The 26,610-nt window shown below is 75.2% G+C and carries 26 protein-coding genes; 6 read left to right on the top strand and 20 right to left on the bottom strand.

Going from position 1 to position 26,610, the window contains the following annotated elements:
- Positions 1-79 precede the first annotated feature (79 nt).
- Both AC0VX0_RS00430 and AC0VX0_RS00425 read right to left on the bottom strand, forming a co-directional pair.
- A complete protein-coding gene (locus tag AC0VX0_RS00430) occupies positions 80-2,224 on the bottom strand; it encodes an alpha/beta fold hydrolase (RefSeq protein WP_290151080.1) in 2,145 nt (714 codons plus the stop codon).
- A 95-nt stretch (positions 2,225-2,319) separates the two neighbouring features.
- Positions 2,320-2,769: a DUF3806 domain-containing protein gene (locus AC0VX0_RS00425; protein WP_020625300.1), complete on the bottom strand. Its 450-nt coding sequence runs from the start codon at positions 2,767-2,769 to the stop codon at positions 2,320-2,322.
- A 262-nt stretch (positions 2,770-3,031) separates the two neighbouring features.
- Here AC0VX0_RS00425 and AC0VX0_RS00420 point away from each other — a divergent pair, with 262 nt between their 5' ends.
- Positions 3,032-3,508, top strand: coding sequence for a low molecular weight protein-tyrosine-phosphatase (locus AC0VX0_RS00420; RefSeq protein ID WP_070708525.1), 477 nt, complete (start codon positions 3,032-3,034; stop codon positions 3,506-3,508).
- Positions 3,509-3,602: 94 nt separating this feature from the next.
- On the opposite strand, the gene AC0VX0_RS00415 is transcribed toward AC0VX0_RS00420, so the two are convergent.
- The 9 genes from AC0VX0_RS00415 to ftsH are packed head-to-tail and all read right to left on the bottom strand — an operon-like array spanning position 3,603 to position 11,930.
- Positions 3,603-4,553: a Rossmann-like and DUF2520 domain-containing protein gene (locus AC0VX0_RS00415; protein WP_020625298.1), complete on the bottom strand. Its 951-nt coding sequence runs from the start codon at positions 4,551-4,553 to the stop codon at positions 3,603-3,605.
- Positions 4,550-6,229, bottom strand: a complete 1,680-nt coding sequence (locus tag AC0VX0_RS00410; RefSeq protein ID WP_221844703.1) for a PH domain-containing protein — start codon at positions 6,227-6,229, stop codon at positions 4,550-4,552. The genes AC0VX0_RS00415 and AC0VX0_RS00410 overlap by 4 nt, the downstream gene beginning before the upstream one ends.
- Positions 6,226-6,738 carry a PH domain-containing protein gene (locus tag AC0VX0_RS00405; protein ID WP_020625296.1) on the bottom strand — a complete coding sequence of 171 codons (513 nt, stop codon included), beginning with the start codon at positions 6,736-6,738 and terminating at the stop codon, positions 6,226-6,228. Before AC0VX0_RS00405 ends, AC0VX0_RS00410 begins: the two co-directional genes overlap by 4 nt.
- On the bottom strand, positions 6,719-7,246 hold the full coding sequence (locus AC0VX0_RS00400) for a DUF3180 domain-containing protein (protein WP_475451733.1): 528 nt from the start codon (positions 7,244-7,246) through the stop codon (positions 6,719-6,721). Before AC0VX0_RS00400 ends, AC0VX0_RS00405 begins: the two co-directional genes overlap by 20 nt.
- A complete protein-coding gene (gene folK, locus AC0VX0_RS00395; protein WP_357191113.1) occupies positions 7,243-7,887 on the bottom strand; it encodes a 2-amino-4-hydroxy-6-hydroxymethyldihydropteridine diphosphokinase in 645 nt (214 codons plus the stop codon). Before folK ends, AC0VX0_RS00400 begins: the two co-directional genes overlap by 4 nt.
- On the bottom strand, positions 7,884-8,264 hold the full coding sequence (folB, locus tag AC0VX0_RS00390; protein ID WP_144819848.1) for a dihydroneopterin aldolase: 381 nt from the start codon (positions 8,262-8,264) through the stop codon (positions 7,884-7,886). The genes folK and folB overlap by 4 nt, the downstream gene beginning before the upstream one ends.
- Complete coding sequence (folP, locus tag AC0VX0_RS00385; RefSeq protein WP_144819847.1) at positions 8,261-9,175, bottom strand: dihydropteroate synthase; 915 nt, start codon at positions 9,173-9,175, stop codon at positions 8,261-8,263. The genes folB and folP overlap by 4 nt, the downstream gene beginning before the upstream one ends.
- A gap of 26 nt (positions 9,176-9,201) precedes the next feature.
- Positions 9,202-9,822, bottom strand: a complete 621-nt coding sequence (folE, locus tag AC0VX0_RS00380) for a GTP cyclohydrolase I FolE (RefSeq protein WP_010079671.1) — start codon at positions 9,820-9,822, stop codon at positions 9,202-9,204.
- A gap of 17 nt (positions 9,823-9,839) precedes the next feature.
- Positions 9,840-11,930, bottom strand: a complete 2,091-nt coding sequence (gene ftsH / locus AC0VX0_RS00375) for an ATP-dependent zinc metalloprotease FtsH (RefSeq protein WP_101965658.1) — start codon at positions 11,928-11,930, stop codon at positions 9,840-9,842.
- A gap of 394 nt (positions 11,931-12,324) precedes the next feature.
- On the opposite strand from ftsH, the gene AC0VX0_RS00370 reads away from it, so the two are divergent.
- Positions 12,325-13,389 (top strand): type IV toxin-antitoxin system AbiEi family antitoxin domain-containing protein, encoded by a 1,065-nt coding sequence (locus tag AC0VX0_RS00370; protein WP_036316222.1) that lies wholly within the window; start codon positions 12,325-12,327, stop codon positions 13,387-13,389.
- Positions 13,390-13,424: 35 nt separating this feature from the next.
- Here AC0VX0_RS00370 and hpt read toward each other — a convergent pair whose 3' ends face one another.
- Genes hpt through AC0VX0_RS00350 form a run of 4 tightly spaced genes read right to left on the bottom strand, consistent with a single transcriptional unit; the run spans position 13,425 to position 17,771 of the window.
- The gene (hpt, locus tag AC0VX0_RS00365; protein ID WP_002858265.1) at positions 13,425-13,976 is read right to left on the bottom strand and encodes a hypoxanthine phosphoribosyltransferase; all 552 of its coding nucleotides are present in this window, start codon (positions 13,974-13,976) and stop codon (positions 13,425-13,427) included.
- Positions 13,977-14,025: 49 nt separating this feature from the next.
- Entirely contained in the window at positions 14,026-15,207 is a 1,182-nt protein-coding gene (gene tilS / locus AC0VX0_RS00360; RefSeq protein ID WP_102708240.1) for a tRNA lysidine(34) synthetase TilS, read from the bottom strand.
- Positions 15,194-16,426, bottom strand: a complete 1,233-nt coding sequence (locus tag AC0VX0_RS00355) for a zinc-dependent metalloprotease (protein WP_020625286.1) — start codon at positions 16,424-16,426, stop codon at positions 15,194-15,196. Before AC0VX0_RS00355 ends, tilS begins: the two co-directional genes overlap by 14 nt.
- A 34-nt stretch (positions 16,427-16,460) precedes the next feature.
- A complete protein-coding gene (locus tag AC0VX0_RS00350; RefSeq protein ID WP_233490709.1) occupies positions 16,461-17,771 on the bottom strand; it encodes a D-alanyl-D-alanine carboxypeptidase/D-alanyl-D-alanine-endopeptidase in 1,311 nt (436 codons plus the stop codon).
- A 220-nt stretch (positions 17,772-17,991) separates the two neighbouring features.
- Here AC0VX0_RS00350 and AC0VX0_RS00345 point away from each other — a divergent pair, with 220 nt between their 5' ends.
- Both AC0VX0_RS00345 and AC0VX0_RS00340 read left to right on the top strand, forming a co-directional pair.
- On the top strand, positions 17,992-18,579 hold the full coding sequence (locus tag AC0VX0_RS00345) for an inorganic diphosphatase (protein WP_113914112.1): 588 nt from the start codon (positions 17,992-17,994) through the stop codon (positions 18,577-18,579).
- An 89-nt stretch (positions 18,580-18,668) separates the two neighbouring features.
- Positions 18,669-19,298, top strand: coding sequence for a hypothetical protein (locus AC0VX0_RS00340; RefSeq protein ID WP_376173741.1), 630 nt, complete (start codon positions 18,669-18,671; stop codon positions 19,296-19,298).
- Between the two features lie 27 nt (positions 19,299-19,325).
- Here AC0VX0_RS00340 and AC0VX0_RS00335 read toward each other — a convergent pair whose 3' ends face one another.
- Together AC0VX0_RS00335 and serS are read right to left on the bottom strand one after the other, a co-directional pair.
- Positions 19,326-20,135, bottom strand: coding sequence for an HAD family hydrolase (locus AC0VX0_RS00335; protein WP_113914111.1), 810 nt, complete (start codon positions 20,133-20,135; stop codon positions 19,326-19,328).
- Positions 20,136-20,258: 123 nt separating this feature from the next.
- A complete protein-coding gene (gene serS, locus AC0VX0_RS00330) occupies positions 20,259-21,542 on the bottom strand; it encodes a serine--tRNA ligase (protein WP_020625280.1) in 1,284 nt (427 codons plus the stop codon).
- Positions 21,543-21,585: 43 nt separating this feature from the next.
- Between serS and AC0VX0_RS00325 the strand changes: the two genes are divergently transcribed.
- Entirely contained in the window at positions 21,586-22,764 is a 1,179-nt protein-coding gene (locus AC0VX0_RS00325; protein WP_377635957.1) for a diacylglycerol/lipid kinase family protein, read from the top strand.
- Positions 22,765-23,141: 377 nt separating this feature from the next.
- On the opposite strand, the gene pheA is transcribed toward AC0VX0_RS00325, so the two are convergent.
- Both pheA and AC0VX0_RS00315 read right to left on the bottom strand, forming a co-directional pair.
- Positions 23,142-24,092: a prephenate dehydratase gene (gene pheA, locus AC0VX0_RS00320; protein WP_036316234.1), complete on the bottom strand. Its 951-nt coding sequence runs from the start codon at positions 24,090-24,092 to the stop codon at positions 23,142-23,144.
- A complete protein-coding gene (locus AC0VX0_RS00315; protein WP_002858251.1) occupies positions 24,089-24,415 on the bottom strand; it encodes a rhodanese-like domain-containing protein in 327 nt (108 codons plus the stop codon). The genes pheA and AC0VX0_RS00315 overlap by 4 nt, the downstream gene beginning before the upstream one ends.
- Positions 24,416-24,498: 83 nt before the next feature.
- Here AC0VX0_RS00315 and AC0VX0_RS00310 point away from each other — a divergent pair, with 83 nt between their 5' ends.
- The gene (locus tag AC0VX0_RS00310) at positions 24,499-26,010 is read left to right on the top strand and encodes an amidase (protein WP_101965660.1); all 1,512 of its coding nucleotides are present in this window, start codon (positions 24,499-24,501) and stop codon (positions 26,008-26,010) included.
- Positions 26,011-26,019: 9 nt separating this feature from the next.
- On the opposite strand, the gene AC0VX0_RS00305 is transcribed toward AC0VX0_RS00310, so the two are convergent.
- Positions 26,020-26,589, bottom strand: coding sequence for a DUF4190 domain-containing protein (locus AC0VX0_RS00305; protein WP_041103506.1), 570 nt, complete (start codon positions 26,587-26,589; stop codon positions 26,020-26,022).
- Between the last annotated feature and the right edge of the window lie 21 nt (positions 26,590-26,610).

Below are 26,610 nucleotides of genomic sequence, written 5' to 3'. Positions count from 1 at the left end.
CCGGTGAACAGCCGGTGACGGGCGGCTGATCGGAGAGGTTCAGCCGCCCGTCACGATGCGCGGCGCCGGGCCCGGCGGCTCAGCCCGCCGTCGACGACGGCCGCGTCAGTCCCAGCGTCTCCGGGGCCGTCGGGGCGCCGTCGCCGAGGACGTGCTCGCCCAGGAAGCCGAGGACGACCTCGTACCAGACCTTCGCGTGCTGCGGGGCGAGGATCCAGTGGTTCTCGTGCGGGAAGTAGAGGAACCGGTGGTCGGTGGTGCCGTCCGCGGCGGCCGGCCGCCCGGACTTCGCCAGCAGGTCCGACCACAGGCGCAGCCCCTCGCCGATCGGCACGCGGTAATCCTTGTCGCCGTGGATGACGAGCATCGGGGAGACGATCTCGCCCACGAACCGGTGCGGAGAGTTCTCCTGCTGCATCTGCTCGTCCATCTCGCGGGCCCAGTAGAACGCGGCGTCCGTCGTCGGGCCGAAGCCGTCCAGCGCCCACAGCGAGGCGTGCGTGACCACGCACCGGAACCGATCGGTGTGCCCGGCCACCCAGTTCGCCATGTAGCCGCCGAACGAGCCGCCCATGGCGGCGGTGCGGTCGCCGTCGACGTCCTCACGCGCCACGACGGCGTCCGTGAGCGCCATCAGGTCCGTGTAGGGCGCCTGACCCCAGCGGCCCCAGCCGCGTTCGATGAAGTCCTGGCCGTAGCCCGTGGACAGCGCCGGGTCCGGCAGCAGCACCGCGTAGCCGCGCGCCGCCATGACCCACGGCGTCCAGCGCCAGCTCCACGCGTTCCACGAGCCCAGCGGCCCGCCGTGGATCCACAGCAACAGCGGGTGACCGCCGGCCGGCGCCTCCCCCTCGGGGAGCACGAGCCAGCCGCGCACGCGCGTGCCGTCCTCGGCGACGGTCTCCACGTCCTCGAGGGTGCCCGGGATCGCGGGGCGCTCCACGGGGTTCGGCAAGCGCGTGGCCTCGCCCGTGGCCAGGTCGATCCGCGCCACCTCCGGCGGGAACAGGTAGGAGGAGCGGACGCCGTAGGCCGTGGCCCCGTCCGGGGAGAGCACGACGTCGGTCCACGCCTCGTCCTCCCGGGTCACCTGCGCGACGGCGCCGGTGGCCACCTCGATGCGGAACACCGGGCGGCGACCCTCCGAGTCCGCGAGCGCGATCACCGCGGAGTCGTCCGGCAGCCACGCGACGACGTCGGCCCAGCGGTCCCAGCCGTGGGCCAGGGGCGTGGTCTGGCCCGTGGCCGTGTCCATCACGTACAGGCGCGGGTGCACGGCGGAATGCGGGGTGGAGTCGGGGGTGCGGACGACGACGGCGCGCGTGCCGTCATGGCTGACGGGGCCGACGGCCACGTCCTCACCGGGGACGTCGTGCAGGACGCGGTGCTCGCCCGTGGCCAGGTCCACGCGCACCACCGTGCCCTCGCGCACGTTGCCGCGAGCCTCGGCGGTGGCGGCCGTGGTGAGCAGGAACGAGCCGTCCGGGGCCACCTGCGCGCCGATCCCGAACGCGTGGGAGCGCGGGAATCCGGAGACGTGGCGCAGGTGGTGCGCCACGTCGTCGGCCTCGGGAGCCAGGCCGGAGGCGGCGGGGCCGGGCTCGGCGGCGTCGGCGTCCGTGGCGGGCTCGCCCTGCGGGTCCGGGCCGGGCTCGAGGACGAAGAGCTCGGGGCGGGCGGGGCCGAGGTCGTGGTCCCAGAAGCGGATGGGGTAGCCGGTGTGCAGGATGGCGTCCACGCCGGCGTCCCTGCGGGTCTGCGCGAGGGCCGCGTGCTCGGCCTCGGTGGTCGCACCGAGCAGCCGGTCCGCCGTGACGACCACGCGGTCCGCCGCGGAGGCGCACGTGACCGCGGCGACGCCGCCCGGGCGGGAGAGCACCACGCGCGCCTCGCCGCCCCGGGCCGGCAGGGCCCACAGGGCGCTGCGCTTCTCGGCCTCGGCGTCGGCGGGGTCGGGACGGGCGGAGGTGAAGAAGAGGGTGCCGTCCGCGGCGAACTGCGCGCCGGCCTCGCCCTCGCGGGAGCGGGTCAGGCGGTGGGCGGGGCGCTCGCCCGCGGGGTCGACCTCCCAGAGGGCGGTGGCGTAGCCGGTGCCCTTCGCGTCCCGGGTGGCGACGGTGGTCACCAGGCGGGCGCCGTCCGGGCTGAGGGTGAGACCGGCGACGCGCGGCAGGGCGGTGAAGGCGTCGAGGTCGTGGAAGGGGGTGTCCGGGGTGGAGGTCATGCGTTCGTTTCTATCGGCCCGCACGTGATCCGGGCAACACGGAGGACGGCGGGGTGGCGGCCTTGACGGCGGGCCGCCCCGGTGCCCGCCGCGCCTCAGGCGCCGGGCCGCGTGCCGGCGTCGGCCCGGATCTGCTGGAGCTGCTCGCCGAGCCAGTCGACGTACTCGCCCATCCACTCCCCCGTGGCCTGATGGTTCCAGCTCTGGCCGACCACCGGCTGCGGGAAGACGACGGCGTCCGAGAGGGTATCCCGCAGCGCGAGGGCGGGCCCCTCCTCGTCCGCGACCGTCACCCACTGCATGCCGTGGCGCGCGCCCAGGTGCTCGCCGAGCAGCACCGCGACGACGTCCAGCAGCACCGCCAGCTCCTCGGGGTCCAGCTCCTCGGCTTCGGCCTGCGAGCGGGCCAGCACGGCGTCGTAGTAGGCGGCGACCGCGTCCAGGTCCAGGTGGTCCACGCCCTCCTGCGCGGCGAAGTCGCGGCGGACGCGTACCCACTCCCGCTCGGGCTCGGTCAGGGGGCTCATCTCGGGCTGGTCGGTCATGGCCTCCATCCTGCCAGGCGCGCCGGGCGCCACCGTCGCCGGAACAAACGGTGCCGGCCGCGCTTTCGTTCGAGAAGCGGCGGCGTGTCGCAGCGCTTTCGTTCGAGAAACGGCGAGGAACCGGGGGGACACACCGCCGGAGGCCTGCGATCCCCCAGCGGGAGCACTCGTGGACGCGCCCGATGTCGTGCCGCCAGCGACGAGGCGAGCGTGCGGGCCGTCGTCGTCCGCCGCCCCCGACCGGACTTGAGACACTGGCCCCATGCGCATCATGACCGTCTGCCTGGGGAACATCTGCCGCTCGCCCGCCGCCGAGGCCGTGCTGAACCGCAAGCTCGCGGAGGCCGGTCTCGACGACGTCGAGGTCACCTCCGCCGGCACGTCCGACGAGCACGTGGGCGCCCGGCCGCATCACCTCACCCGCGAGGTCGGCGGCGAACTGGGCTACGAGTTCCCGACGGTGGGGGTGCAGCTGTCCGCCGACCTCGTGGACGAGGCCGACCTGATCCTGGTGATGGACGAGGCCAACCTCGCCGACGCGCGGCGGCTCGCGACCACGGACGAGCAGCGGGACCGGATCCACCTGATGGGCGAGTTCGCGTCGGATGCGGACAGCGCCGGGGTGCGCGAGGTCCCCGATCCGTACGGGTGTCCGCGGCCGCAGTTCGAGGAGATGTACCGGCAGATCGAGGACGCAGCAGACGGCGTCGTCGCCGCGATCCGCGACGGCCGCCTCTGACGGCCGGGGCGCGGCCCCGGACCCGCCGTTTCCCGAACGAAAACGGCCCGGGACCCGCCGTTTCCCGAACGAAAGCGGGGGCGGCGGGGGTCGGTCAGTCGTCGTGGGGGTCGTCGGAGTCGTCGAGGACCTCGCGCAGCCGCGCCGCCGTGTCCGCGCGCAGGGCGCCGCGGGTCTCGGCGCGGTCGGTCGTCGCGCGGGCGAGGGTCTCCCACACGGCCCGCACGTCCGCCGACAGTCCCCCGGCCTCGAGCTCGCCGAGGGTCTCACGGTGGGTCCGCAGCGTGTCGACGTCGCCGCGGGCCACGGGGCCGGTGAGGGCGCCGTCGCCGTCGGTGAGCGCGTTCTCCAGCGCGGCGGTCATGAGCGAGCGCAGCACCCGCTCCGGGTCGGCCACCCCGATCGTCTCGAGGATCTGACGGGCCTGCGCCGTCAGCGTCACCAGGTGGTTCGACCCGTGGGACAGCGCCAGGTGGTAGGCCGCCCGGTCGGCCTCCTTCACGACCACGGGCTCGCCGCCCATCTCCACCACGAGCGCCTGGGCCACGGGCAGCACCACGGGGTCCGCGGTCACGCCGAACACGCAGTCCTGCAGCCGGGCGACGTCGAGGCTCAGCCCCGTGAACGTCATGGCCGGGTGGATCGCCAGGGGGATCGCCCCGTGCGCGCGCACCGGCTCCATCACCCCCACCCCGTAGCGGCCGGAGGTGTGCACGAGCAGGTGGCCGGTCTGCACGTGGCCCGCGGCGGCCAGGCCGGCCACGAGCTCGCCCAGCGCGTCGTCCGGGACGGCGAAGACGACCATCTCGGAGCGGCGCAGGATCTCGGGGATCTCCAGGACGGGCACGCCCGGCAGGAGCATCTCCGCGCGGTCCCGCGAGGCCTCGGAGACGGCGTGCACGCCCGTGATCGTGTGGCCCGCAGCCCGCAGCGCCGAGCCCAGCACGGCCCCCACACGACCCGCGCTCACCACGCCGACGCCCAGCCGCCCGGGCCGCTGCGCCGGGTCATGCGGGTCCAGGCTCAGGTCGAGTCCGCCGGTCATCGCTCCTCCTCGCCGCGCACGGCGGGGACGTCTGCCCCGCTCTCCTCCCCGACGACGGCGCCGCCGCCGACGCCGGCCCGGGCCAGTTCGCGGCGGCCCACCTCGGTGGCCGCGACCTCGCGCGTGCGCTGCTCGAAGCGGGCCAGCTCCTCGGGGCGCATCCACTGGTCGCGGTCGGTGAGGCGACGCGAGACGGCGGCGTGCCGGGCCTCCCGGGCGTACAGGTCCACGGCCACGTCCTCGTCGAGGTCGCGGACCACGGCGTTCGCCCCCGCGACCCACACGCGCACCGTGGCCAGACCCAGGCGTCGCTGCACCGGGCCCTGCGCCAGCTCGGCCGCCTGCATGCGCTCGTGCTGGAGGGTCTGCAGCCGGCGGTTCAACCAGCCGCTGCGCACCACCAGCAGGGACCGCGTCGTCGTGAAGCCGGTCCGCCGCCAGGCGAACCAGTTGAACCACCACCTGCCGCGCCGCGGCACGTGCTGGAAGCCGCCCTCCGTGCCGGTGCCGTGCACGCCCAGGTGCATGAGCCCGGCGGGGGTCAGCCCCTGCGCGGCGCGCGGATCATCCTCCAGGCCCGGGTCCGGGGCCACGACCGTGAGGACGCGGAGCACGTCCTCCCACGGGCCGACGGGCAGCGCGACGTCCCGGGCGCCGTCGGACTCCTGCAGGTACCCGGCCACCGCCATGTTCACCCGATACCAGCCGAAGGGCCGCCAGAACAGGGGCTGGGAGACGGTCACCCCCTGCACCCGCCCCGGCGGGACGGTCTGGTGGGTGGTCTCGGTGAGCCCGTGCCGCAGTCGCAGCCCGTCGGGGGAGCGGCGCACCTGGAAACCCCAGCCGGCGTTCAGCCGGGACCACGCGACGCCGGCCACGGAGAACAGGGCGGGCAGGGCCGCGGCCGCGCCGATCCCGGTCAGGGTCTCCCCCTCGTCCAGCACCGCCTCGGGCAGCAGCGCGACCACGAGGGCGAGGCCGCCCAGCCAGATCAGGGACCCGGCCAGCACCCCCAGCACGCCTCCGGAGAGCAGGACGGAGCCGAGGAGCCGCCCCGCGGGCACCTGCAGCATGAGTTCGCCGGCGTCCGCGGCGTCGGCGTCGGGGAGGCCGGGCTCGGCCGCGCGCTCCGGCGCGGACGCGTCCGCCCCGGCTCCCCCGAGCATCCCCGACGCGCGGTCCAGGATCTCCCGGCGCACCGCTTCGGCCTCGGCGCGGCGCAGGAAGGACAGCTCGAGCGCGGACTCGCCGCCGTCGGCCGCTTCGACCTTCACTGTGGCCAGCCCGAGCAGCCGAGCCACGAGGGGGTGCTGCAGGTCCACCGCCTGGATGCGGTCGTAGCGCATCTGCCGGCGGCTGCGGAAGAGCCAGCCCTGGCGCAGCTCGATCCGGTCCTCCCCGCAGCGGAACCGGGTGAACCACCAGGAGAAGAAGAACACGAGGCTGATCAGCAGGGTGACCCCCAGCAGGATGCCGCCGGCCACGAGCAGGCTGCCGTCGCCGCCGCCCGGGGCGTCCTCCCCGCTGAGCCGGCCCGCCGCGAAGTCCTCCACCGCGTTGCGGCCCGCGAAGAACAGGATCAGCAGCAGGAAGGTCCAGCCCCGCACCCAGGGCGAGGCGGGGTGGACGCGGACCCAGCCGGCGTCGTCGGCGGGGGGCGGGGCGGCCGCGCTCACAGGCCCGCCAGCCGCGCCTGGCCGCGCGCCATGAGGACCTCGCGCAGCTCCTCGGCCCTCTCGCGGGGCACGCCCTCCAGGGTGACGTCCCCGCCCGCGGCGGCGGTCTTCAGGGTGAGGGTCTGCAGCCCGACCCGGCGCAGCAGCGGACCGTCCGACACGTCCACGTACTGCAGGCGGCCGTACGGCACCGCATGCACGCTGCGGAACAGGATGCCCTCGCGCCACAGGACGTCGTCCTCGCGCTCGGCCCAGCCCATCGCGCGCACGCGCCGCGGGATCAGGATCAGGTCCACGATCCAGGACACGACGACGACGGCCGGCAGCCCCCACGCGACCCACGCGGCCATCCCCGCCCACGGGCCGGTGAGCTTGAGGATCAGCGGCACGGAGAACGCGGCGAGCCAGATCAGGTGGCCGATGGTCGTGGCGATGAGCTTCACCGTCGCCAGCCGCGGCGAGGCCGGCGTGAAGGCCACGCCGCTCAGGTCAATGCCGGGCACGGGCATACCCTCCTTCCGTCTCGGGACGGGCCGGTTGGCCCGGGGACCCATCCTGCCCACGACCGCCCTCGGGCGCATCCTCCTCAGGCGGGATCCGGCACCACCGTTCGACGATCAGCCCCACCACCAGCAGGACGAGACCGCCGACGGCCTGCAGGGCGGCCTCCCGCACGGTCGGTGCCTCCACGCCGGCCCGCAGCAGCACCTGCACCGCCACCCCGGCGTGCCAGCCGCCGAGGGCCGCTCCCGCGAAGCCGGAGGCCTGGCCGAGCACGAGGGTGCGGGCCGCGGCGAGCGGGTCCATCCGCGCGGCGGCGGGCTTCTCCCGGTCGCGGCGCACCCGCCAGCCCAGCGCGAGGCACAGCACGGAGACCGCGGCCACGGTGATCAGGCCGCTGCGGCCCACCACGGGCGCCGGCCAGCCCAGGGACGGCGCGGCGAGCCCGGCCAGCCAGCCGAGCACGGCGGCCACCAGCACCACGAGCAGGGTCCACCCGGAGCGCAGCGCGATCACGTGGCCTCCCTCCCGAGGGCGTCCGGGCGCGCCGGGCGGAGCGGGACGACGTCGTCGGAGCCGGCCAGCAGCCGGTGCCGCTCGGGCTCCTGGCGGCGCACCCCGGGGGCGTCCGCGGCGACGGCGGCGAGGTCGGCGACGGGCGTGCCGGCGAGCGTGGCGTCCGCGTCGAGCCACAGCCACGGCAGCAGCACGAAGGCCCGCTCGGCCGCGCGGGGGTGCGGCAGGGTGAGGTCCGGGTGGTCGCTGCGCACGTCTCCGTAGGCGATCACGTCCACGTCCAGGGTGCGCGCGCCCCAGCGGACCTCACGCCGCCGATGGTGGTCCTGCTCGAGCCGGTGCGCCACCGCGAGCAGCTCCCACGGCGCGAGGTCCGTGCGCAGCGTGACCACCTGGTTGAGGTAGTCGGGCTGGCCCGGCGGCCCGCCCACGGGTGTGGTGACGGCCCGGGGCGAGGCCCGGACGTCCGTGATGTGCGGCAGCGCGGACAGGGCGGCGACGGCGGCGTCGAGCGTCTGCGCGGGCTCGCGCAGGTTGGCGCCGAGGGCCAGCACGGCCGCGACGGGCGCGTCCGGGCGGGCGCCCAGCTCGGGGATGGGCGCGGGGCCCTCGGCCGGGTGCGACCAGTCGACGGTGCTCACGCGAGGTCCTCCCGGGTGCGGTGCACGGTGACGGCGGCGTCCGCGAAGTCGTGCGGGATGGGCGCCTGCGGCTTGTGCACGGTGACCTCGACGGCGGCCACCACGGGCTGCTCGGCGAGGACGGCGCGGGCGATCCGGTCGGCGAGGCTCTCGATCAGGTCCACCGGCTCCCCGGTGACCAGGCGGACCACCGTGTCCGCGACCTCGGCGTAGTTGGCGGTGCGGGCGAGGTCGTCGCCGGCCGCGGCGGGGCCGGCGTCGAGGTGGAGGACCACGTCCGTGACGAACGGCTGCCCGTCCCGGCGCTCGTGGTCGAAGACCCCGTGGTGCCCGACGGCGGACAGCCCGGCCAGGCGGATGCGGTCCCGGGCGCTCACGGCAGCACGTCCTCGGAGACGGGCTCCCCCGGGGCGTGCGCCCCGGCCCAGGCCGCGGCGGTGCGGACGGCGTCGGCGCTGGCGCGCACGTCGTGCACGCGCACGCCCCACGCGCCCTGGGCGGCGGCGAGGGCGGAGATGGCCGCGGTGGCGGCGTCGCGCGCGGCGGGCGGGGCCGGGGTGCCGTCGTCGTCCGCCAGCAGCGTACCCAGGAACCGCTTGCGCGAGGCGGCGACGAGCACCGGGTGGCCCATGGCGCGGAGCCACTCGAGGCCGCGCAGCAGCTCCCAGTTCTGCTCGCCGGCCTTCGCGAAGCCCAGGCCCGGGTCGACGATCAGCTGCGCGGGCTCGACGCCCGCGGCGAGGAAGCGGCCGGCCACGTCCCGCAGCTCGCACACGACGTCCGGGACGGTGTCCTCGTAGACGGCCAGCCCGTCCATGGTCTGCGGGTTCCCGCGGTTGTGCATGAGGATGTACGGCGCGCCCGACGCGGCGATCAGCGCCGGCATCTCCGGCTCGTGGGCGAGGCCGGAGACGTCGTTGACGATCACCGGCCCCAGCGCCAGGGTGGCCCGGGCGGTGGCGGTGTGGCGCGTGTCCACGGAGAGGACGACGTCCTCGGCCAGCAGCGCCTCGATCACGGGCAGGATGCGCTCCTGCTCCTCGGCCGGCGGCACGGCGCGGGCCCCGGGGCGGGTGGACTCCCCGCCCACGTCCACGATGTCCGCGCCGTCCGCGACCATGCGCCGGGCGTGCTCGACGGCCGCGCGGACGGTGGCGTGCTCCCCGCCGTCCGAGAACGAGTCAGGGGTGACGTTGAGGATGCCCATGACCAGGGTCCGGTCCGCGGGCAGCCGCCCCAGCAGGGCGCGGTTCGCCTCCCGCGCCGCCGCGTCGATGCTCTCGTCCACGTGTCCTCCTCCGCCGTCGGTGGTCCTCAGCCGTGCATGATGAGGCTCATCGCCTCCGAGCGCGTGGACGGATCCCGCAGCTGGCCGCGCACCGCCGAGGTGACGGTCTTCGCGCCCGGCTTGCGCACGCCGCGCATGGACATGCACATGTGCTCGGCCTCCACCACCACGATCGCCCCGCGCGGGGCCAGGTGCTCCATGAGCGCCTCCACCACCTGCGTGGTCAGCCGCTCCTGCACCTGCGGACGCCGCGCGTACAGCTCCACGAGACGGGCCAGCTTGGACAGCCCCGTCACGCGGCCCTCGGCGGAGGGGATGTAGCCGATGTGCGCGGCGCCGTGGAACGGCACCAGGTGGTGCTCGCACGTCGAGTAGAACGGGATGTCCTTCACGAGCACGAGCTCCTCGTGCGCGATGTCGAACGTGGTGCCGAGCACCTGGTCCGGGCTCTGGTGCAGGCCCGCGAAGAACTCCGCGTACGCCTTGGCCACCCGCGCCGGGGTGTCCGCCAGGCCCTCGCGGTCCGGGTCCTCGCCGATCGCCAGCAGGATCTCCCGCACCGCCGCCTCGATGCGGGGCCGGTCGACCGCGGTCGAGTCCGGGTCGAACGTGCCGGGGACGGCGTCGTCGGGGGTGTGGGCTGTCATGCGGGCCTCCTGCGCGGTCAAAAGGTCGGTCCCTCGCCGGGGCCCGGCGTGTTGCTCGGACCGCCGTGCGGCGGCAGGCCGGGGCCGGCCGCGTCCCCGCCCAGCGACGACGGCGGCGCACCCTCCGGACGCACCGGCACCGTGGTGCCCTCGACGCCGACGGGGGTCTGCTCCCCGCCGTCGTGGCGCGAGCGGCGCTCGGAGGGGGAGAGGACGGGCGGGATGTCCTGCGGGAGCCGGTCGTCCGAGGCCAGCCACACGCCGCGCTCGGGCCGCTTGCGGACGTCCGCGAAGATGGCGGCGATGGCCTCCTGGGTCAGCGTCTCCTTCTCGAGCAGCTCGTAGGCCAGCCGGTCCAGGACGTCCCGGTTCTCCGTGAGCACCCAGTGGGCCTCGGCGTGGGCCTGGTCCAGCAGGGTGCGGACCTCGGCGTCCACCAGGTACGCGAGCTCCTCGGAGTACTCGCGGGAGGAGCCGCCGGCGGCGCCGCCCACGAAGGGCTCGGAGCTGCCGCCGCCGAGCTTGACGGCGCCCACCTTGGCGGACATGCCGTACTCGGTGACCATCTTGCGGGCCGTGTCCGTGGCCTTCTGGATGTCGTTCGCGGCGCCCGTGGACGGGTCCTTGAACACGATCTCCTCCGCCACGCGCCCGCCCATCGCGTACGCGAGCTGGTCCAGGAGCTCGTTGCGGGTGACGGAGTACTTGTCGTCCTCCGGGACCACCATCGTGTAGCCCAGGGCGCGGCCGCGGGGCAAGATCGTGATCTTGGTGACCGGGGCGGAGTTGCGCAGCCCGGCCGCGACGAGCGCGTGGCCGCCCTCGTGGTAGGCGGTGACCTTGCGCTCGTGCTCGTTCATCAGGCGGGTGCGCTTCTGCGGGCCGGCCATCACGCGGTCCACGGCCTCGTCCAGGGCGTGGTTGTCGATCACGTTGTTGTTCGAGCGCGCCGTGAGCAGCGCGGCCTCGTTGATCACGTTGGCCAGGTCCGCGCCCGTGTAGCCGGGGGTGCGCTTGGCCAGGGAGCGCAGGTCCACGTCCAGGGCGATCGGCTTGCCCTGCGCGTGCACCTCGAGGATCCTGGCGCGGCCCTCGAGGTCCGGGGCGTCCACGGGGATCTGGCGGTCGAAGCGGCCCGGGCGCAGCAGCGCCGGGTCCAGGACGTCCGGGCGGTTGGTCGCGGCGATCATGATGACGTTCGTGGAGGCGTCGAAGCCGTCCATCTCCACGAGCATCTGGTTCAGGGTCTGCTCGCGCTCGTCGTTGCCGCCGCCGATGCCTGCGCCGCGGTGCCGGCCGACGGCGTCGATCTCGTCCACGAAGATGATGGCGGGGGCGTTGGACTTGGCCTGCTCGAAGAGGTCGCGTACGCGCGAGGCGCCGACGCCCACGAACATCTCCACGAAGTCCGAGCCGGAGATCGAGTAGAACGGCACGCCGGCCTCACCGGCCACGGCCTTGGCGAGGAGGGTCTTGCCCGTGCCGGGCGGGCCGTAGAGCAGCACGCCCTTGGGGATCTTGGCGCCCACGGCGCGGAAGCGGTCCGGCACGGTGAGGAACTCCTTGATCTCCTGGAGCTCCTCCACGGCCTCATCCGCGCCCGCGACGTCCTTGAACAGCACGTCCGGGTTGTCCTTGTTGATCAGCTTGGCGCGGGACTTGCCGAACTGCATCACCTTGCCGCCGCCGCCCTGCATGCGGGACATCAGGAACCAGAACAGCAGTGCGATGAGCAGGAACGGGACCATGAAGCCGAGCAGCGAGAGGAACCAGTTGCTCCGCACCGGCTCGTCCGTGTAGCCGTCCAGGGCCGAGTCGTCCACCGCGGTGACCACGTCCGTGGCGCGCGCGCTGGCGAAGTAGAAGTAGACCTCCTTGCCGAGGTCCCGGTCGTCCTGCTTGTAGGGCTCACGCAGGGTGAGGTCCACGCGCTGGTCCCCGTCCACCACGCGAGCCTGCGCGGCCTTGTCGTCCTTCAGCAGGGCCATGCCCACGTTGGTGTCCACCATGGTGCGGCCGCTCTGCGACGTGGTCAGCGGGATCGCGACGGCGAGGACCAGCAGGCCCAGCAGGATCCAGACGTAGGGCTTGTTGAACAGCTTCTTCACGGTCCGAGTGTCTCCTGGTCTGCCGCGGGGGCCGGGCTGCCCGGGGCGGCCGCCGTGCGGCCGGGGCCGGCGAAGGGCCGACGTCGCGCCCGGGTCAAGCCCCCACGGTACCGGCCCGGCCCGGGTGTCCGCTGACTGTTCGCGTCAGGTGGACAGGGCGCGGGCGGTCGGCCGGCGGCGACGTCGGCCAGCGCCGTCTTGACGCCCACCGGGAATGCGAGAGGTCGGAATGGCGCGTGGATCGCACCTCAGAGCGACCGCTCGCGTGACAGGTCGCCGGCGCTGCGGCCACGCCCCTGCGTCCCCGCCTGCACAGACCCCCGCGCACCCGAACTCCTCCCCAGGCCGACGGCGGCCCAGGACGCCGCCCGCCCCACCGCGCCAGGCTGGCACCATGCGTCGCCCCACCCCGCTTCCCGCGTCCTTGCTGGACGGCCCCTTCACCGCCGCGCAGGCGAGGGCCGCCGGCATCGACCACAACCGGCTGCGTCGCTCCGACGTCGAACGCCTCGCCCGGGGCCTCTACCGCCGGCGTGAGGCCGCCCCGGCCGCCGTCGAGCGCCCCGCGGCCGGCTCCTCCCCCTACCGGTGGAGCACCCCGCTCTCGGCCACCCAACACGAGCTCCTGCTGCGACTCGCCCGGCACCGCGCCACCACGGTGGTGTCGCACCAGACCGCGGCCCGCGCCCGTGAGATCTGGCTGCCGGAGCGACTGGACGCGGGGGACGAGGTCCACGTGAGCCGCCCGCGGGACCGTGGCCGCCTCGCCCTCCCCGGCGTCACCTCCCACCGGACGGCGCTCCCGCCCGCGGACGTGGAGCGCGTGCGGATCGGCGGTCTGGCCTGGTACGTCACCGCCCCGCCCCGTCTCTGGGTCGACCTCGCGGCCCTGCTCGACGACGACGAGCTCGTCATCCTCGGCGACCATCTCGTCCGCCGGGCGGAACTGTCCGGCGGTCCCGACGCTGCCGAGCGGACCCGGGCGGCCCTGACCCAGGCGGCCGAGACCAGCCCGTCCGCGCACAACCGGCGACGACGGCTCCGCACCGCCGCCACGCTGGTCCGGGTGGGGGCGCACTCGCCGAAGGAGACGCGGCTCCGGCTCGCGCTGACGGCCGCCGGGCTCCCCGAGCCCGCACTGCAGCTCGAGGTCTGGGACCCGGAGTTCTCCCTGCACCACCCCGCGACGGCGGACCTGGGCTATCCGCAGGCGAGAGTGGCCCTGCACTACGACGGCGGCCACCACGGCGCGGATCGCCAGATCGACCGCGACGTGCAGCGCAACGCGGCCTTCGAGCGACGGGGCTACCGGAACATCACCGTGTCCTCCTCCGACGCTCGCCGCGGATTCACGCGCGTGATCGTGGAGGTGCGCCGTCACCTCGGGGACGCCGGCGGCCTGTCACGCAAGGAGTCGGAATGGGGCGGAGATCCGGCATCAGAGCGACACCACGCGTGACAGGTCGGCCACGCCGGGCCACGCCGGGCCCCCGGTCAGCTGTACACGTGCGGGGCGAGCGTGCCCACGAAGTCCAGGTTGCGGTACTTCTCCGCGTAGTCCAGGCCGTAGCCCACCACGAACTCGTTGGGGATGTCCCGCCCGACGTACTTCACGTCGATGTCCACCTTCATGGCCTCCGGCTTGCGCAGCAGGGTGCAGATCTCGACCGAGGCCGGGCCGCGGGACTCCAGGTTGGCCTTGAGCCAGGACAGGGTCAGGCCGGAGTCGATGATGTCCTCGACGATCAGGACGTGCCGGCCCGTGAGGTCCGCGTCGAGGTCCTTGAGGATGCGCACCACGCCGGAGGACTTGGTGCCGGAGCCGTAGGAGGAGACCGCCATGAAGTCCAGCTCCACGTGGGAGTGCAGGGCGCGGGTGAGGTCGGCGACCACCATCACGGCGCCCTTGAGCACGGCGACGATGAGCAGGTCCTTGTCCGCGTAGTCGCGGTCGATCTGGCGGGCCAGGTCCGTGATCGTGTCCTGCACGTCCTCGCGGGACATGAGGACGTGGGTGAGATCGTTCTGGACATCCTGTGCGTCCATGCGCCGCTCCTGGTGAGTGCTCGTGCGGGAATGCCGGGCCGGGCCGCAGTCAGGGACCGGGCAGGCAGGGGATGAGGTCCAGTCTGGCACACGCCCGATGCGCGGCCACCCCGCCGGGCAGCTCCACCGGACCGGCCGACGTGCACCCCGCGCGGGCGCCCGTCACGAGGGCGTCCACCGCGAGGATCCGTTCGCGGGGCGGGGCCTGCCCTCCCGCGGCGCGGGCGGCGCGCGCGATCACGCGGTGGCGCACGGCGGCGGGCAGCGCGGCCAGGGCGTCCAGATCCAGGGAGACGACGCGCGGGTCCCGGGCGGGCGGGTCGACGCGCAGCCGGGTGACCTCGGCGCCGGCCCATGCCTCGAGGGCCGCGGCGTCCTCGGCCGCGATGGCCGCGGTGCGCACCAGCCCGGCCCGCACGCCGGGGCCGAGGCCGGCGTCGGGGTCCTCGAGTGCGGGCAGCACGCGGGTGCGGACCCGCGAACGCAGCAGCGCGGGATCGCGGTTGTGCGGGTCCTCGAACCAGGTCAGCCCGGCCCAGCGGCAGATCGTCTCGGTGTCCGCCCGGGTCAGGCCCAGCAGCGGGCGGGCGACGGCGGCCCCGCCCGGCAGCGTCCCGCGCGCCGGGATCCCCGCGAGGGACCGCGTGCCGGAGCCGCGCGCGAGCCCGAGGAGGACCTGTTCCGCCTGGTCGTCGGCGGTGTGGGCGGTGAGGACGACGGCGGCGCGCCCCTGCCCCGCGTCCCGGGCGGCGGCGGCGAGGGCCTCCCGGCGGGCACGCCGGGCGTCGGCCTCGGGGCCGTCGCCGGTGCGGGCCACCTCGACCCGCGTGACGGTGACCGGGGTCAGACCGAGGATGCGGGCGACGTCGGCGGCGGCCGCTGCCACCGCGTCGCTGCCCGACTGCAGCCCGTGGTCCACCACGGCCGCGCCGATCGGGCCGAGCCGCGCACCGTCCCGGGTGCCCACGAGGACGGCGCAGGCCACGGCGAGCGCGAGGGAGTCGGCGCCGCCGGAGAGGGCGACGAGCCCGCGGGGGCGATTCCCCGCCCGGCCCGGCCCGGCATCCGCGCGACAGGACCCGTCGCCCGCGAGGGCCTCCCGCACCGCCGCGACGGCCCGGTGCAGGGGCTCGGGCCAGCGGGTGCGCGGCGGCCATGCGCCGACCGCGGGCAGGCCGCCGGCCCCGCCCGCCGGCGTCGGCCCCGGGTCCCGCGCCTCAGGCCTGGGCACGGATGCGCGCCACCCACGTCTCGGGGGCGTGGAGCTCGGCCTCGCTCGGCAGCAGCTCGGGGGCGTCCCAGACCACGTTGAACCCGGCCATGCCGAGCTGGGCCACGGCGGCGGCCACGAACCTCTGGCCGTCGCGGTACTGGGCCATCTTCGCGTCCATGCCCAGCACGCGGCGGAGCATGCGGTCCAGGGGCGAGCGGCGGTCGCCGCGCTCGTCGAAGCGGCGGCGGATGGTCTTGACGGAGGACACGACGGAGGAGTCGACGCCGTCCATCACCACGTTCGCGTGCCCCTCGAGCAGGGACATCACGGCCGTCAGCCGGGACAGGCGCTCCCGGTCCTCCTCGTCCTGGATCGCACCGAGCAGGCCCGGCGTGGGGCGGGCCGGGGCCGCGTCCTGCGCGTCGTGTCCGTCCCGCGCCCCAGTCCGGCCGGCGTCGGCCTCCCGACCCAGCGGGTTCGCCGCCGCGAGCGCGGTGCGCAGGCGCTCGGGCAGGGACTCGGCCTTGTCGAACAGGCCGACGGTGAGCGCCGTGATCTCGGCCCGCAGGTGCTCGCGCAGCCAGGGCGCGGCCGCGAACTGCACGCGGTGGGTCTGCTCGTGCAGGCACACCCAGAGGCGGAAGTCCGCCGGGTCCACGTTGATCTCCGCGCGCACCTGCGCGACGTTCGGGGCCACGAGCAGCAGGCGTCCGCCGGCGGGGCCGGCCGCCGTCCCCCCGGGGCCGGGCAGCGCGATGAACGGGTCGTACTGGCCGAGGATCCTCCCGGACATCCAGGCGAGGATCCCGCCCATCTCCAGGGCGGTGGCGTGCCGGGTGACGCGGGTGGTGGCGGCGGCGTGCTCGCGGGGCCGGGTGTCCCGCAGATGCGCGAACGTGGGGTCCAGCAGGGTGGCGAAGGACTGGGTGGCGGCGCGCGACCAGGTGGGGCGGTCCACCACGAGCACCTGCGAGTCGCGCAGGTCCCGTGCCGCCTCGAGCCCGGTCAGGCGGTGGACGTGCGGCACGGCGGCCTCCGCGGCGGCGCGCAGGCCCTCTGCCTCGCGCGTCGCCTCCCGCGGCGTGAACCGGGGGCCGGCGGCGGCGAGGGACCGTGCGGTCCGTGCTGCGAAGGCCCAGTCCACCGGGTGGGCGACGGCGGGGCCCGGCTCGGCGGGGGCGCCCGGCTCGGCGTCCGCGGCGGCGCGGGGGCGGTCGGTCGCGTGGTCGTCGCTCATGGGCTCCATCAGATCACAGGCCCCGGACCTCGGATCAGAGCCCGGCGACGGCGCTGACGGCCTCATCGACCGCCGCGCGCGCGGGCTCCAACTTCCACTGCAGATCCGAGCAGATGATGCTGAACGCGAGGACCCGCCCGGACGTCGTGGTGACGGTGCCGGTGAGGGAGACCGTCTGGTCGAGCGTGCCGGTCTTCGCGGCCACGGCCTGCCGCGCGGGGGCATCCGGGAACCGGTCGCCCAGGGTGGAGTCCTCGCCGGGCCGCGGCAGGCCCTCCAGCACGGTGCCCAGGGCGGGTGTGCGGGCCACCCCGGCCACGACGCCGGCCAGCTGGCCCGCGCTGACGCGGTTGTCCGGGGACAGGCCCGAGGAGTCCACGAGCGCCATCCCGGCGGTGTCCACGCCGAGGTCCTCGGCGGTGGCCGTCAGCAGCTGCGTGGCGCCCTCGTGGGTGGCGGGCAGGTCGGCGGCGGGCGCGGCCGTGTGGGCCAGGGCCTCGACCACCTGGTTCTCCGAGTGGGCCAGCAGGTACGCGACCTGCTCCCCCACGGACGCGGACTCCACCGCCGCGACGGGGGCGGCGGCGAGGACCGTGGAGCGCGGCACCTCGGTGGCCGGGATCGTGTCCCGCAGACCCACCTCGAGGTCGGCGCCGGAGGCGGCCACCGCGTCGTCGAGCGCGGCCTGGAAGGTGAGGGCGGCGAACTGCGCCGGGGCCTCGATGCGGTCCTCCCCGGTGCCGGGGACCTCACGGCCGCCGTAGGTGGCCAACGGCTGCACCGGCGCGATGTTGCCGCTCTCCGGGATGTCCGACGTCCAGCGCGGGTTCAGGGCCGTCCGGTCCGTGAAGAGCCGCAGGTCCGTGCTGACCACCACCTGCCCGGTGACGCCGTCCTCGACCAGCCCGGCCACGGTCCGCTCCGCGAGGGTGCGCAGGCCCGCGCGGCCGGAGACGTGCTTCGAGTCCGAGGCGCCCGTGCCCAGCAGCACGTCGCCGCCACCCACGAGCACCAGCTCGGTGGCCGCGCCGTCCGCGGTGGGCTGGGCCACCACGGTGGTCTGCAGAGTCGTCTCAGGACCCAGGGCGGAGACGATGGCCGCGGCGGCGAGCACCTTGAGCGAGGACGCGGGGGCCACGGGCTCGTCCGCGTCCCGCGCGTACAGCACCTCGCCGGTGGCCAGGTCGCGGAACTCAGCGGAGACGGTGCCCGGGGACGTCTCCAGCCCCGGCTCGACGGCGGCCGCCACCTGGGCCGCGGTGGGGCCGGTGGACGGGGACGACGACGTCGGCCCGGCGGTCGTCGACGAGGCGGACGTGCTCGACGGGGCCGGCGGCGCGGTCACGGGCCCGCAGGCGACCAGGACGGCCGCGAGCGCGGCCAGGAGGACGGCGGGGAGCGAGCGGCTCCGGGGGCGTTCCGTGCGTCGATCCCGACGCCCAGCGCGCCCCGTGTCCACCTGTCCCATGCGTCCATCATGACGGACGCCCCCGGTAGGCTGACGGCAGCACCGCCGGTCGGCGCCGCGCCGCCCGGACACCCCACCCTCTGTGCGAAGGAGAGTCATGGCGCACGACGTCACCATCGAGATCCCCGCGGGCTCCCGCGTGAAGTACGAGTTCGACCACGAGACCGGCCGCCTGCGCCTGGACCGTGTGCTCTTCACCTCCATGCAGTACCCCACGCACTACGGCTACTTCGAGAACACCCTCGGCGAGGACGGCGACCCGCTGGACGCCCTCGTGTACCTGCCGGGCTTCGACCTGGTGCCGGGCTGCGTCGTCGAGGCCCGCCCGGTCGGCGTGTTCAACATGACCGACGACGGCGGCGGCGACGCCAAGCTGCTGTGCGTCCCGGCGGACAAGCGCTACGACCACATCACCGAGCTCGAGCACGTGGAGGAGTCCCTCAAGCAGGAGATCGAGCACTTCTTCACCCGCTACAAGGACCTGGAGCCGGGCAAGTGGGTCAAGGCCGAGGGCTGGGAGGGCCGCGCGGCGGCCGAGGCCGAGCTCGAGGCCTCCATCCAGCGCTTCAACGCCGAGGGCGAGGAGTCCCCGACCGACGAGCCCCAGGGCCGCGCGGTGGACACCGAGGAGGCGCAGCCGGCCACCGAGGAGGGCGAGGAGACGGACGAGCCCCAGGGCCGCTGACCCCCGCACCGCCCACGCGCGCGACGCCGGCCGCCCACCCCTCGGGGTGGGCGGCCGGCGTCGTCTGCGGGCTGGCAGAATCGACGACCATGTTCGTGCTCACCATCAACCAGCGGGACACCCTCGACGCCGGCGACCGCGTGGACACGTTCCTGCGCGCCCTCCAGGACGTGCCGGGGCTGGGCGACGCCGTCGTGCTCCCGTTCCAGCGCGCCGTGGGCGACGAGCTGATCGGCGCCGTCGAGGACCCGGGCGTCGCCGTGGACGTGGCGCTGCGCGCCCTGCGGCAGCGCCGCTGGAACGTGGGGGTCGGCGTCGGGACGGTGACGCACGCGGACGGTGCGGCGGGCGCGCCCGCCTCCGGGGACCTGCACGACGCCGGCGGGCCAGGTCTCGCGGCGGCGCGGCGGGCCGTGGAGGCGGCGGCCGTGTCCACGGCGCGGATCCCGTTGGCCGTGCGCGGCCGGGACGAGGAGGCGGCCGCCGAGGCCGAGGCCGTGCTGCGACTCGTCGGGCAGCTCGTGTGGTCCCGGACCGACGCCGAGTGGGCGGTGCTGGACCTGCTGGTGCCCGGGGTGCGCGGCCAGCAGAAGCCGGCGGCCGCCGCGCTCGGGATCACGGCGCAGGCCGTCTCGCAGGCGGTGCAGCGCTCCTACTGGAACGAGGAGCACGCCTGCCGCCCCGCCGCCGCGCGGCTGCTCACCTTGGCGGGGGGCTGACTGGGCGGCCCGGGCCGGTCGCGCCGCTCAGACCGCGGCCGGCTCCTCGAGGAGCGAGCGCAGCACCGTGGCGAGCCCGTGCTCGTCCACGTGCCCGGTGACCTCGTCCGCGGCGGCCACGACCTCCTCCACGGCCTGGCCCATGGCCACGCCGCGGCCGGCCCAGCGGAGCATCTCGATGTCGTTGCGGCCGTCGCCCACGGCCACGGTGTCCTCGGGGGCCACCTTCAGCACGGTGCGCAGCGCCTCGAGCCCGGACGCCTTGGTCACGCCCGCCGCGGCGACGTCGAGCCACGCCGTCCAGCCCACGGAGTAGGTCACACCGGACAGGCCGATGCCCTCCACCGCGCGGCCGAACTCCTCGGCGGAGGAGTCCGTGGAGAACACCACGAGGCGCACGGCCGTGGTGTCCATCAGCTCCTCGAACGTGACGCCCTCCGCGGCCACGCCGAAGGACATGTCCTGGAACCGCTCGGTGGAGCGGAAGGTGCCGTCCGGCAGCTCGAGCGCGTACTTGGCGCTGGGCAGGCGGTGGCGCAGCTGGGTCAGGACCGAGCGCGGGTCGAAGGTGCGCAGGTCCGTGACCTCGTAGCCCTCCTCCAGCTCGGGGTCCAGGCGCAGCGTGACACCGCCGTTGGAGCACACCATGAAGCCGGCGCCGATCCCCAGGGAGCGGGCCACGGGCAGGGTGGCCCCGCGGGAGCGGCCCGTCGCGATGACCACGTGGTGCCCGGCGTCCAGCACGGCCCGCACGGCCTCCCGCACAGGCTCATGCAGATGGCCGTCATGGTCCACGATCGTTCCGTCCACGTCCAGGCATACGAGCTTCTTCGTCATGGCCCCACCCAACCACACGGCCCGGACATGGCGGCGACGCGCGGGTGAACGGCGGGGCACCGCCGGGGCGCCGCGGGGCAGGCGGGCGGGACGGCCGGCGCCGCCGGGGACGACGTCGTCCGCTCAGACCAGCTCGAAGCGCTCCATCCCGCCGAGGTAGGGGCGCAGCGCGGCGGGCACGGTGACCGAGCCGTCCGCGTTCTGGTGGTTCTCCAGGATCGCCACGATCCAGCGGGTGGTGGCCAGGGTGCCGTTGAGCGTGGCCACCATGCGGGTCCCGCCCTTGGAGCCGTCCGCCGTGCGGACCCGCTCGCGGATGTTGAGGCGGCGGGCCTGGAACGTGGTGCAGTTCGAGGTGGACGTCAGCTCGCGATAGGTGCCCTGGGTGGGGACCCAGGCCTCGCAGTCGAACTTGCGGGCGGCGGAGAGGCCGAGGTCGCCGGCGGCGATGTCGATCACCCGGTACGGCACCTCGATCGCGGCGAGCATCCGCTCCTCCCACGCCAGCAGACGCTCGTGCTCCGCCTCCGCGTCCTCCTGTGCGGCGTAGATGAACATCTCCAGCTTGTTGAACTGGTGCACGCGGATGATGCCGCGGGTGTCCTTGCCCGCCGAGCCCGCCTCGCGGCGGTAGCACGTGGACCAGCCCGCGTACCGGACGGGGGCGCTCACGTCCATGATCTCGTCCGCGTGGTAGCCGGCCAGGGCCACCTCGGAGGTGCCCACGAGATACAGGTCGTCGCGCTCCAGACGGTAGATCTCGTCGTCGTGCTCGACGTCGAAGCCGGTGCCCTGCATGGTCTCCGGGCGCACCAGGGTGGGCGGGATGACCGGCACGAAGCCGTTCTCCAGGGCCAGATCCAGGCCCAGCTGCATCAGGGCGAGCTCGAGACGCGCGCCCACGCCCTTGAGGAAGCTGAACCGGGCGCCGGACACCTTCGCGCCGCGCTCCATGTCGATCGCCCCGAGCAGCTCGCCGAGCTCGAGGTGGTCGCGCGGCTCGAAGCCCTCGGCGGCGAAGTCGCGCGGGGTGCCGACCTCCTTGAGGACCACGAAGTCGTCCTCGCCGCCGGCCGGGACGCCGTCGACGATCAGGTTCGGGAAGGCGCGCTGCAGCTCCGCGAGGCGGGCCTCGGCCGCGCCGGCGGCCGACTCGGCCTCCTTCACGCGCGCGGCCAGGTCCTTCACCTCGGCCAGCAGGGCCTGCTTCTCCTCGCCCTTCGCCTGGGCGACGCGCTTGCCGAAGGCCTTCTGCTCCGCGCGCAGCTGCTCGAAGCCCGCGATGGACGAGCGGCGGGACGCGTCCGCCTCGACCACGCGGTCCACGAGGGACGCGTCCTCCCCGCGGGCCTCCTGGGAGGCGCGGTACTTCTCGGGCTGCTCGATGAGGTCCTTGACGTCGATCACGTGCGCCAGCCTAGCGGGCGGGGCCGACGCCTAGACTCGGGGCATGACTCCCGAGTGGTGGATGGCGCTGGCCGCCCTGGTGCTCCTGGCCCTGCTGGTCGTCGTCGTGGTGGTGCTGGCGGTGCGCCAGGTCCGCCTCGGCGTGCAGCACGAGCGGACGCGTCTCCTGGTGGACGCCCTCGACGCGCGGGTGGGCGGCGTGCAGCGCCGGCTGGAGGAGGTGCCCGGCATCGGCACGGGCCGCCACGAGGTCGCGCTGGTGCTGAACCCCATCAAGACGCACGCGGACCGGGTGCGGCGCGAGCTCGAGCGGCTCGCGGCGGCGGAGGGCCTCGGCGAGGTGCTCGTGCTCGAGACGCAGGAGGACGACCCCGGCACCGCCATGGCGCGGCAGGCCCTCGACGCCGGTGCCCGGCTCGTGATAGCCGCGGGCGGCGACGGCACGGTCCGCACCGTGGCCGAGCAGCTGGCCGGCACCGACGTCGCCCTCGGCGTGGTGCCGCTGGGCACCGGGAACCTGCTGGCCCGCAACCTGGACCTGCCGATCAACGACGTCGAGCAATGCCTGCGGATCGCCGTGGGGGGCCGGCAGCGACGCATCGACACCGTGGACGTCCGCTGCACGCACGAGGACGGGCGCGTCACCCGGCAGACCTTCACCGTGATCGGTGGCGCCGGCTACGACGCGGACATCATGGGCGACACCAAGGATGAGCTGAAGGATCTGGCCGGCTGGCTGGCCTACAGCGAGGCCGGCATACGGCACCTGCGCGGCAAGCGGCACGAGGTGACCGTGGCCCTCGACGGCGGTCAGCCCCGCCGGTTCAAGGTGCGCACCGTGATGGTGGCCAACTGCGGGATGCTCACGGGCGGCGTCGAGCTGCTGCCCCAGGCCAAGCTCGACGACGGCCTCCTCGACGTCATGGTCCTCTCGCCCCGGCACGCGCTCGACTGGGCGCGGATCGCCGTGAAGACCGTGACCCGGCACCGCAGCTCCGTCCCCGCGATGCACACGGAGCAGGCCCAGCGCGTGAAGGTCGAGTTCGCCGAGCCGATGCCCTCCCAGCTCGACGGCGACGCCACCGGGGTCATCACCGCCCTCGACGCCCGCGTGCAGCCGGACTCGCTCGTCGTGATGCTCGTGGCCGAGGACGACGCCTCCGTCCGCGACGACGGCGTCTCCGCCGCCGCCCCCGTCCCGGAACCGGCCCCGCACATCTGACCCCCCGTCCCCGCTTTCGTTCGGGAAACGGCGGCTTCCCCACCGTTTTCGTTCGGGAAACGGCGGCTTCCCCAGCACTTTCGTTCGGGAAGCGGCGGCTTCCCCACCGTTTTCGTTCGGGAAACGGCGGCTTCCCCAGCACTTTCGTTCGGGAAACGGCGGCTTCCCCAGCGCTTTCGTTCGGGAAACGGGCGCCGGGGCGACGCGCGGACGGGAAGCGCGACGACGGCCCGTCGTCGTGGTGATTGTCCCGTTTCGGCCACGAAAGGGGCCTAGGAACCTCCCGTTTCGTCAACGAAAGTCCCTCGGGGACCGCCGTTTCCCGAACGAAAGTGACCCTGGGGCCGCCGTTTCCCGAACGAAAGTGCGGCACCGCCTCAGCGGGAGCGGAGGGACTCCACCCAGGCGCGGCCGGAGCGATACGCGGCGTCGGTGAACTCGGCCGGCACCCTCGTGGGCACGGGCTCGGCCTGGGCGTAGGAGCCCAGGAACCGCAGGTCGGGGTACTCCCGGTACAGGGCCGCGAGCGCATCACCCACGCGGGCCTCCGCCAGGTGCCCCTCGAGGTCGAGGGAGAAGAAGTACCGCCCGATGCCCTCGCCGGTCGGCCGGGACTCGATGCGGGAGAGGTTCACCCCGCGCGTGGTGAACTCGGCCAGGATCTGCCCGAGGGCGCCGGGCCGGTCCTCCGGCAGCGGCACCACCAGCGTGGTCTTGTCCGCTCCCGTGGGCGCGGGCAGGGCCGTCGGCCGGGAGAGCAGCACGAAGCGCGTCACGGCGCCCGGCACGTCCTCGATCCGCTCGGCGAGCACCGGCAACCCGGTCTGCTCGGCCACGAGCGGGGCGCACACGGCGGCGTCGAAGTCGCCCTGGGCCACGAGGCCGGCCCCGGCCGCCGTCGACGGGGCGGGCGTGAAATCCACACCCGGCAGCGCCGTCTCGGCCCAGCCGCGCACCTGCGCCCAGGCGTGGGGGTGCGTGGTCACGCGCCGCACGTCCTCCATCGCGACGCCGGGCCGGCCCACGAGCACGAAGCTGATGGGCACGTGCACCTCCGCGAGGATCTGCAGCGTCTCCCCGAGGGCGATCTCGTCCACGGTGGCGGAGACGCCGCCCTCCACCGAGTTCTCGATGGGGACGACGGCGCGGTCCACCTCCCCCCTGCGCAGCGCCGCCACGGCGCTCAGCACGGAGCCCGCAGACACGAACTCGGCCTCGGCCGGGTCCGCCACCTTGCGCAGGGCGGCCTCGGTGAAGGTGCCGGCCGGGCCGAGGAAGGCGTAGCGCAGGCGCGACGGCGTCGCGTCAGCGGAGCCCGTCCCCGTCACTTGACGGTGGGCTCGGCGTCGCCGTCGGCCTCCATCGGCTTGCCGGCCTCGAGCCACGCGCCGGAGCCGCCGGCCACGTTGATGGCCGAGTAGCCGCGGCCGGTCATGAACTCGGCGGCGCGGGCGGAGCGGCCGCCGGTGCGGCAGATCAGGTAGTAGTCCGTGTCCGGGTCCAGCTCCTCGAGCCGGTCCGGCAGCTGGCCCAGCGGGATGTGCTGGGCGCCGGCGGCGCGGCCCAGGGCCCACTCGTCGTCCTCGCGGACGTCCAGGATGGTTGCATCGGCGGGGATCTCGTTCACATCGACGGTCTCGAAGGCGCTCATGGCTTCAGCGTAGCCACCCGCCCGGACGTCCCAGGAAGGCCCCGCCGTCCATGACCCGGGCCACGCCCGTTAGGCTCGGCCGCATGCAGACCTCCGACGCCGCACCCGCCGCCGACGACGACGACCGCACCCCCTCTGCCCCCGGCCCAGCCCGGCTCCTGGACCGCTCGGCCGTGCGCCTGCGGGAGGACCTCGCCGCCGGGGAGCTGAGCGCCCGGGAGGTCACGGAGGCCGCCCTCGCCGCGGCCCAGGCCCACGCGGACCTCGGCGCGTTCGCCCTCCTCGACGCCGAGGGGGCCCGGACCCGTGCGGCCGAGCTGGACGCGGCCCACCCGCGCGTCGCGCCCCGGGCCGTGCCCGGTCCGCACACCTCCCCCGCCCCGGACGACGACGGCGCCCCCGCCTCCCTGCACGGCCTTCCGCTGGCGTACAAGGACCTGATCGACGTGCGCGGGATGCCCACGCGGTTCGGCTCCGCCCTGCTGGCCGACGCGCCGCCGGCCGCGCAGGACGACCCGCTCGCGCTCCGCCTGCGCGGGGCCGGCACCGTCACCCTCGGCAAGACGACCGTGCCCGAGTTCGGCCTGGACTCCTACTCGGAGAACCTCGTCACGGCGCCGGCCCGCAACCCCCTGGACCCCACCCGCACCGCGGGTGGCTCCTCGGGTGGGGCCGCGGCCGCCGTCGCCGCGGGGATCCTGCCGTTCGCCCCGGGCTCGGACGGGGGCGGGTCCATCCGCATCCCCGCCGCGGCGTGCGGGCTCGTGGGCCTCAAGCCCGGTCGCGGGGAGCTGCCGATGGACGAGCACGCGGACACGGTCCGCAACCTCACGGTGTCGGGCCCGCTGGCCCACACGGTCGAGGACGCCGCCCTGCTCTACGACGTGATGCTCACCCCCGAGGGTCTGCCCGGCCGGGTGCTGCCGGACCTGCGCCGCACCGTGGAGACCGCCCGGGCCGGGGGCGCCGTCGACGCCCGCCGGATCGGCGTCACCACGGCCTCGCCCTTCGCCTCCGACCTCGAGATCTCCCTGGCCCGGCCCGCCGTCACCGCCCTGACGAAGGCCGCCGCCGCCCTGGACGCGGGCGGCCACGCGGTCGAGGACCTCTCCCCCTACTACGGCGAGGACTACCACCGGGACTTCCGCACGGTGTGGACCGCCGGCCTGCTCCGGGCGCCGCTGCCGGAGGACGCCGAGGCCCACGTGGGCGCGGTGGCCGCGCACTTCCTGCGCACGGCCCGGGCCGCAGGGCGCGCCGAGCTCGACGACGCCGCCCACCGGCTCGAGGAGTGGGCGCGCGGGGTGCGGGCGCAGTTCGCCGCCGTCGACGTGGTGATGACCCCGGTGCTGGCCACCGCGCCCCCGCCGGTCGGCCACTTCCTGGCGATGGAGCCCGAGGACAACTACGAGGCGCAGTGCGCGTTCACGCCCTACACCTCGATGGTCAACGTGCTCGGCCTGCCCGCGGTCGCGGTGCCCGTGCTCCGGGACGAGCGGGGCCTGAACTGGTCCGTCCAGCTCATCGGCCGGCCCGGCACGTCCGCGCCCCTGCTCGCCCTGGCCGCGCACCTCGAGCTGCTGCTGGCCGGCTGAGCCGGCCGGTCAGGTCGAGGTGTAGTCGCCCAGGGAGATCCCGGCGATCACCAGGATCACGAGGAACACGACGGCGAGCAGCAGCAGGGCGAGGGACACGTAGTTCATCACGAGGCCGGCGATCGCCATGCCGCGGCCGTGGGGCTCGCGCCTGAGGCCGATGTGGCCGAGGACCACGCCCACGATCGGCGGGAGGAGGAACGTGAACCCGCCCACCACGGAGATGATGCCGAGGATCATGGACGCCACCGAGCGGCCGACGCCGTCGGTCTGGCCGGGCTGCAGCGGGGCTCCGAAGCCGTGGCCGGGCGTGCCCTGCCCGTAGCCGTAGGCGGGGACGGTGTTCGCGTCCTGGCCGTAGCCGTACGGCTGCCCGTAGGCGGGGCGGGTCTGCCCCTCCTGCTCGGCGTACGAGGGGGCCCGGTCCCAGGCGGCGCGGTCGGCGTCGCCGGCCGGGGCGTCGGGCCAGCCGGCGGCGGAGGAGCCGGTGCCGGAGGAGCCCGCACCGGCCTCGGACCCGTACCAGCTCGGCCGGGCGGCCTCACGGCGCGGGTCGTGGGAGGCGTGGGGGTCGGTCATGACGGTCCTTCCGGTTCGGGG

It is taken from the genome of Micrococcus sp. iso_26, from assembly GCF_056172975.1.
Note: the sequence above shows the minus strand (reverse complement) of the source record. Positions and strands in the feature narration are given on the sequence as shown.

Bases quoted from the DNA above. Each gene is read 5' to 3' on its own strand.
- AC0VX0_RS00430 (WP_290151080.1), bottom strand. From the start codon at position 2,224: ATGACCTCCACCCCGGACACCCCCTTCCACGACCTCGACGCCTTCACC.
- AC0VX0_RS00425 (WP_020625300.1), bottom strand. From the start codon at position 2,769: ATGACCGACCAGCCCGAGATGAGCCCCCTGACCGAGCCCGAGCGGGAG.
- AC0VX0_RS00420 (WP_070708525.1), top strand. From the start codon at position 3,032: ATGCGCATCATGACCGTCTGCCTGGGGAACATCTGCCGCTCGCCCGCC.
- AC0VX0_RS00415 (WP_020625298.1), bottom strand. From the start codon at position 4,553: ATGACCGGCGGACTCGACCTGAGCCTGGACCCGCATGACCCGGCGCAG.
- AC0VX0_RS00405 (WP_020625296.1), bottom strand. From the start codon at position 6,738: ATGCCCGTGCCCGGCATTGACCTGAGCGGCGTGGCCTTCACGCCGGCC.
- folE (WP_010079671.1), bottom strand. From the start codon at position 9,822: ATGACAGCCCACACCCCCGACGACGCCGTCCCCGGCACGTTCGACCCG.
- AC0VX0_RS00370 (WP_036316222.1), top strand. From the start codon at position 12,325: ATGCGTCGCCCCACCCCGCTTCCCGCGTCCTTGCTGGACGGCCCCTTC.
- hpt (WP_002858265.1), bottom strand. From the start codon at position 13,976: ATGGACGCACAGGATGTCCAGAACGATCTCACCCACGTCCTCATGTCC.
- AC0VX0_RS00355 (WP_020625286.1), bottom strand. From the start codon at position 16,426: ATGAGCGACGACCACGCGACCGACCGCCCCCGCGCCGCCGCGGACGCC.
- AC0VX0_RS00345 (WP_113914112.1), top strand. From the start codon at position 17,992: ATGGCGCACGACGTCACCATCGAGATCCCCGCGGGCTCCCGCGTGAAG.
- AC0VX0_RS00340 (WP_376173741.1), top strand. From the start codon at position 18,669: ATGTTCGTGCTCACCATCAACCAGCGGGACACCCTCGACGCCGGCGAC.
- AC0VX0_RS00335 (WP_113914111.1), bottom strand. From the start codon at position 20,135: ATGACGAAGAAGCTCGTATGCCTGGACGTGGACGGAACGATCGTGGAC.
- AC0VX0_RS00325 (WP_377635957.1), top strand. From the start codon at position 21,586: ATGACTCCCGAGTGGTGGATGGCGCTGGCCGCCCTGGTGCTCCTGGCC.
- AC0VX0_RS00315 (WP_002858251.1), bottom strand. From the start codon at position 24,415: ATGAGCGCCTTCGAGACCGTCGATGTGAACGAGATCCCCGCCGATGCA.
- AC0VX0_RS00310 (WP_101965660.1), top strand. From the start codon at position 24,499: ATGCAGACCTCCGACGCCGCACCCGCCGCCGACGACGACGACCGCACC.
- AC0VX0_RS00305 (WP_041103506.1), bottom strand. From the start codon at position 26,589: ATGACCGACCCCCACGCCTCCCACGACCCGCGCCGTGAGGCCGCCCGG.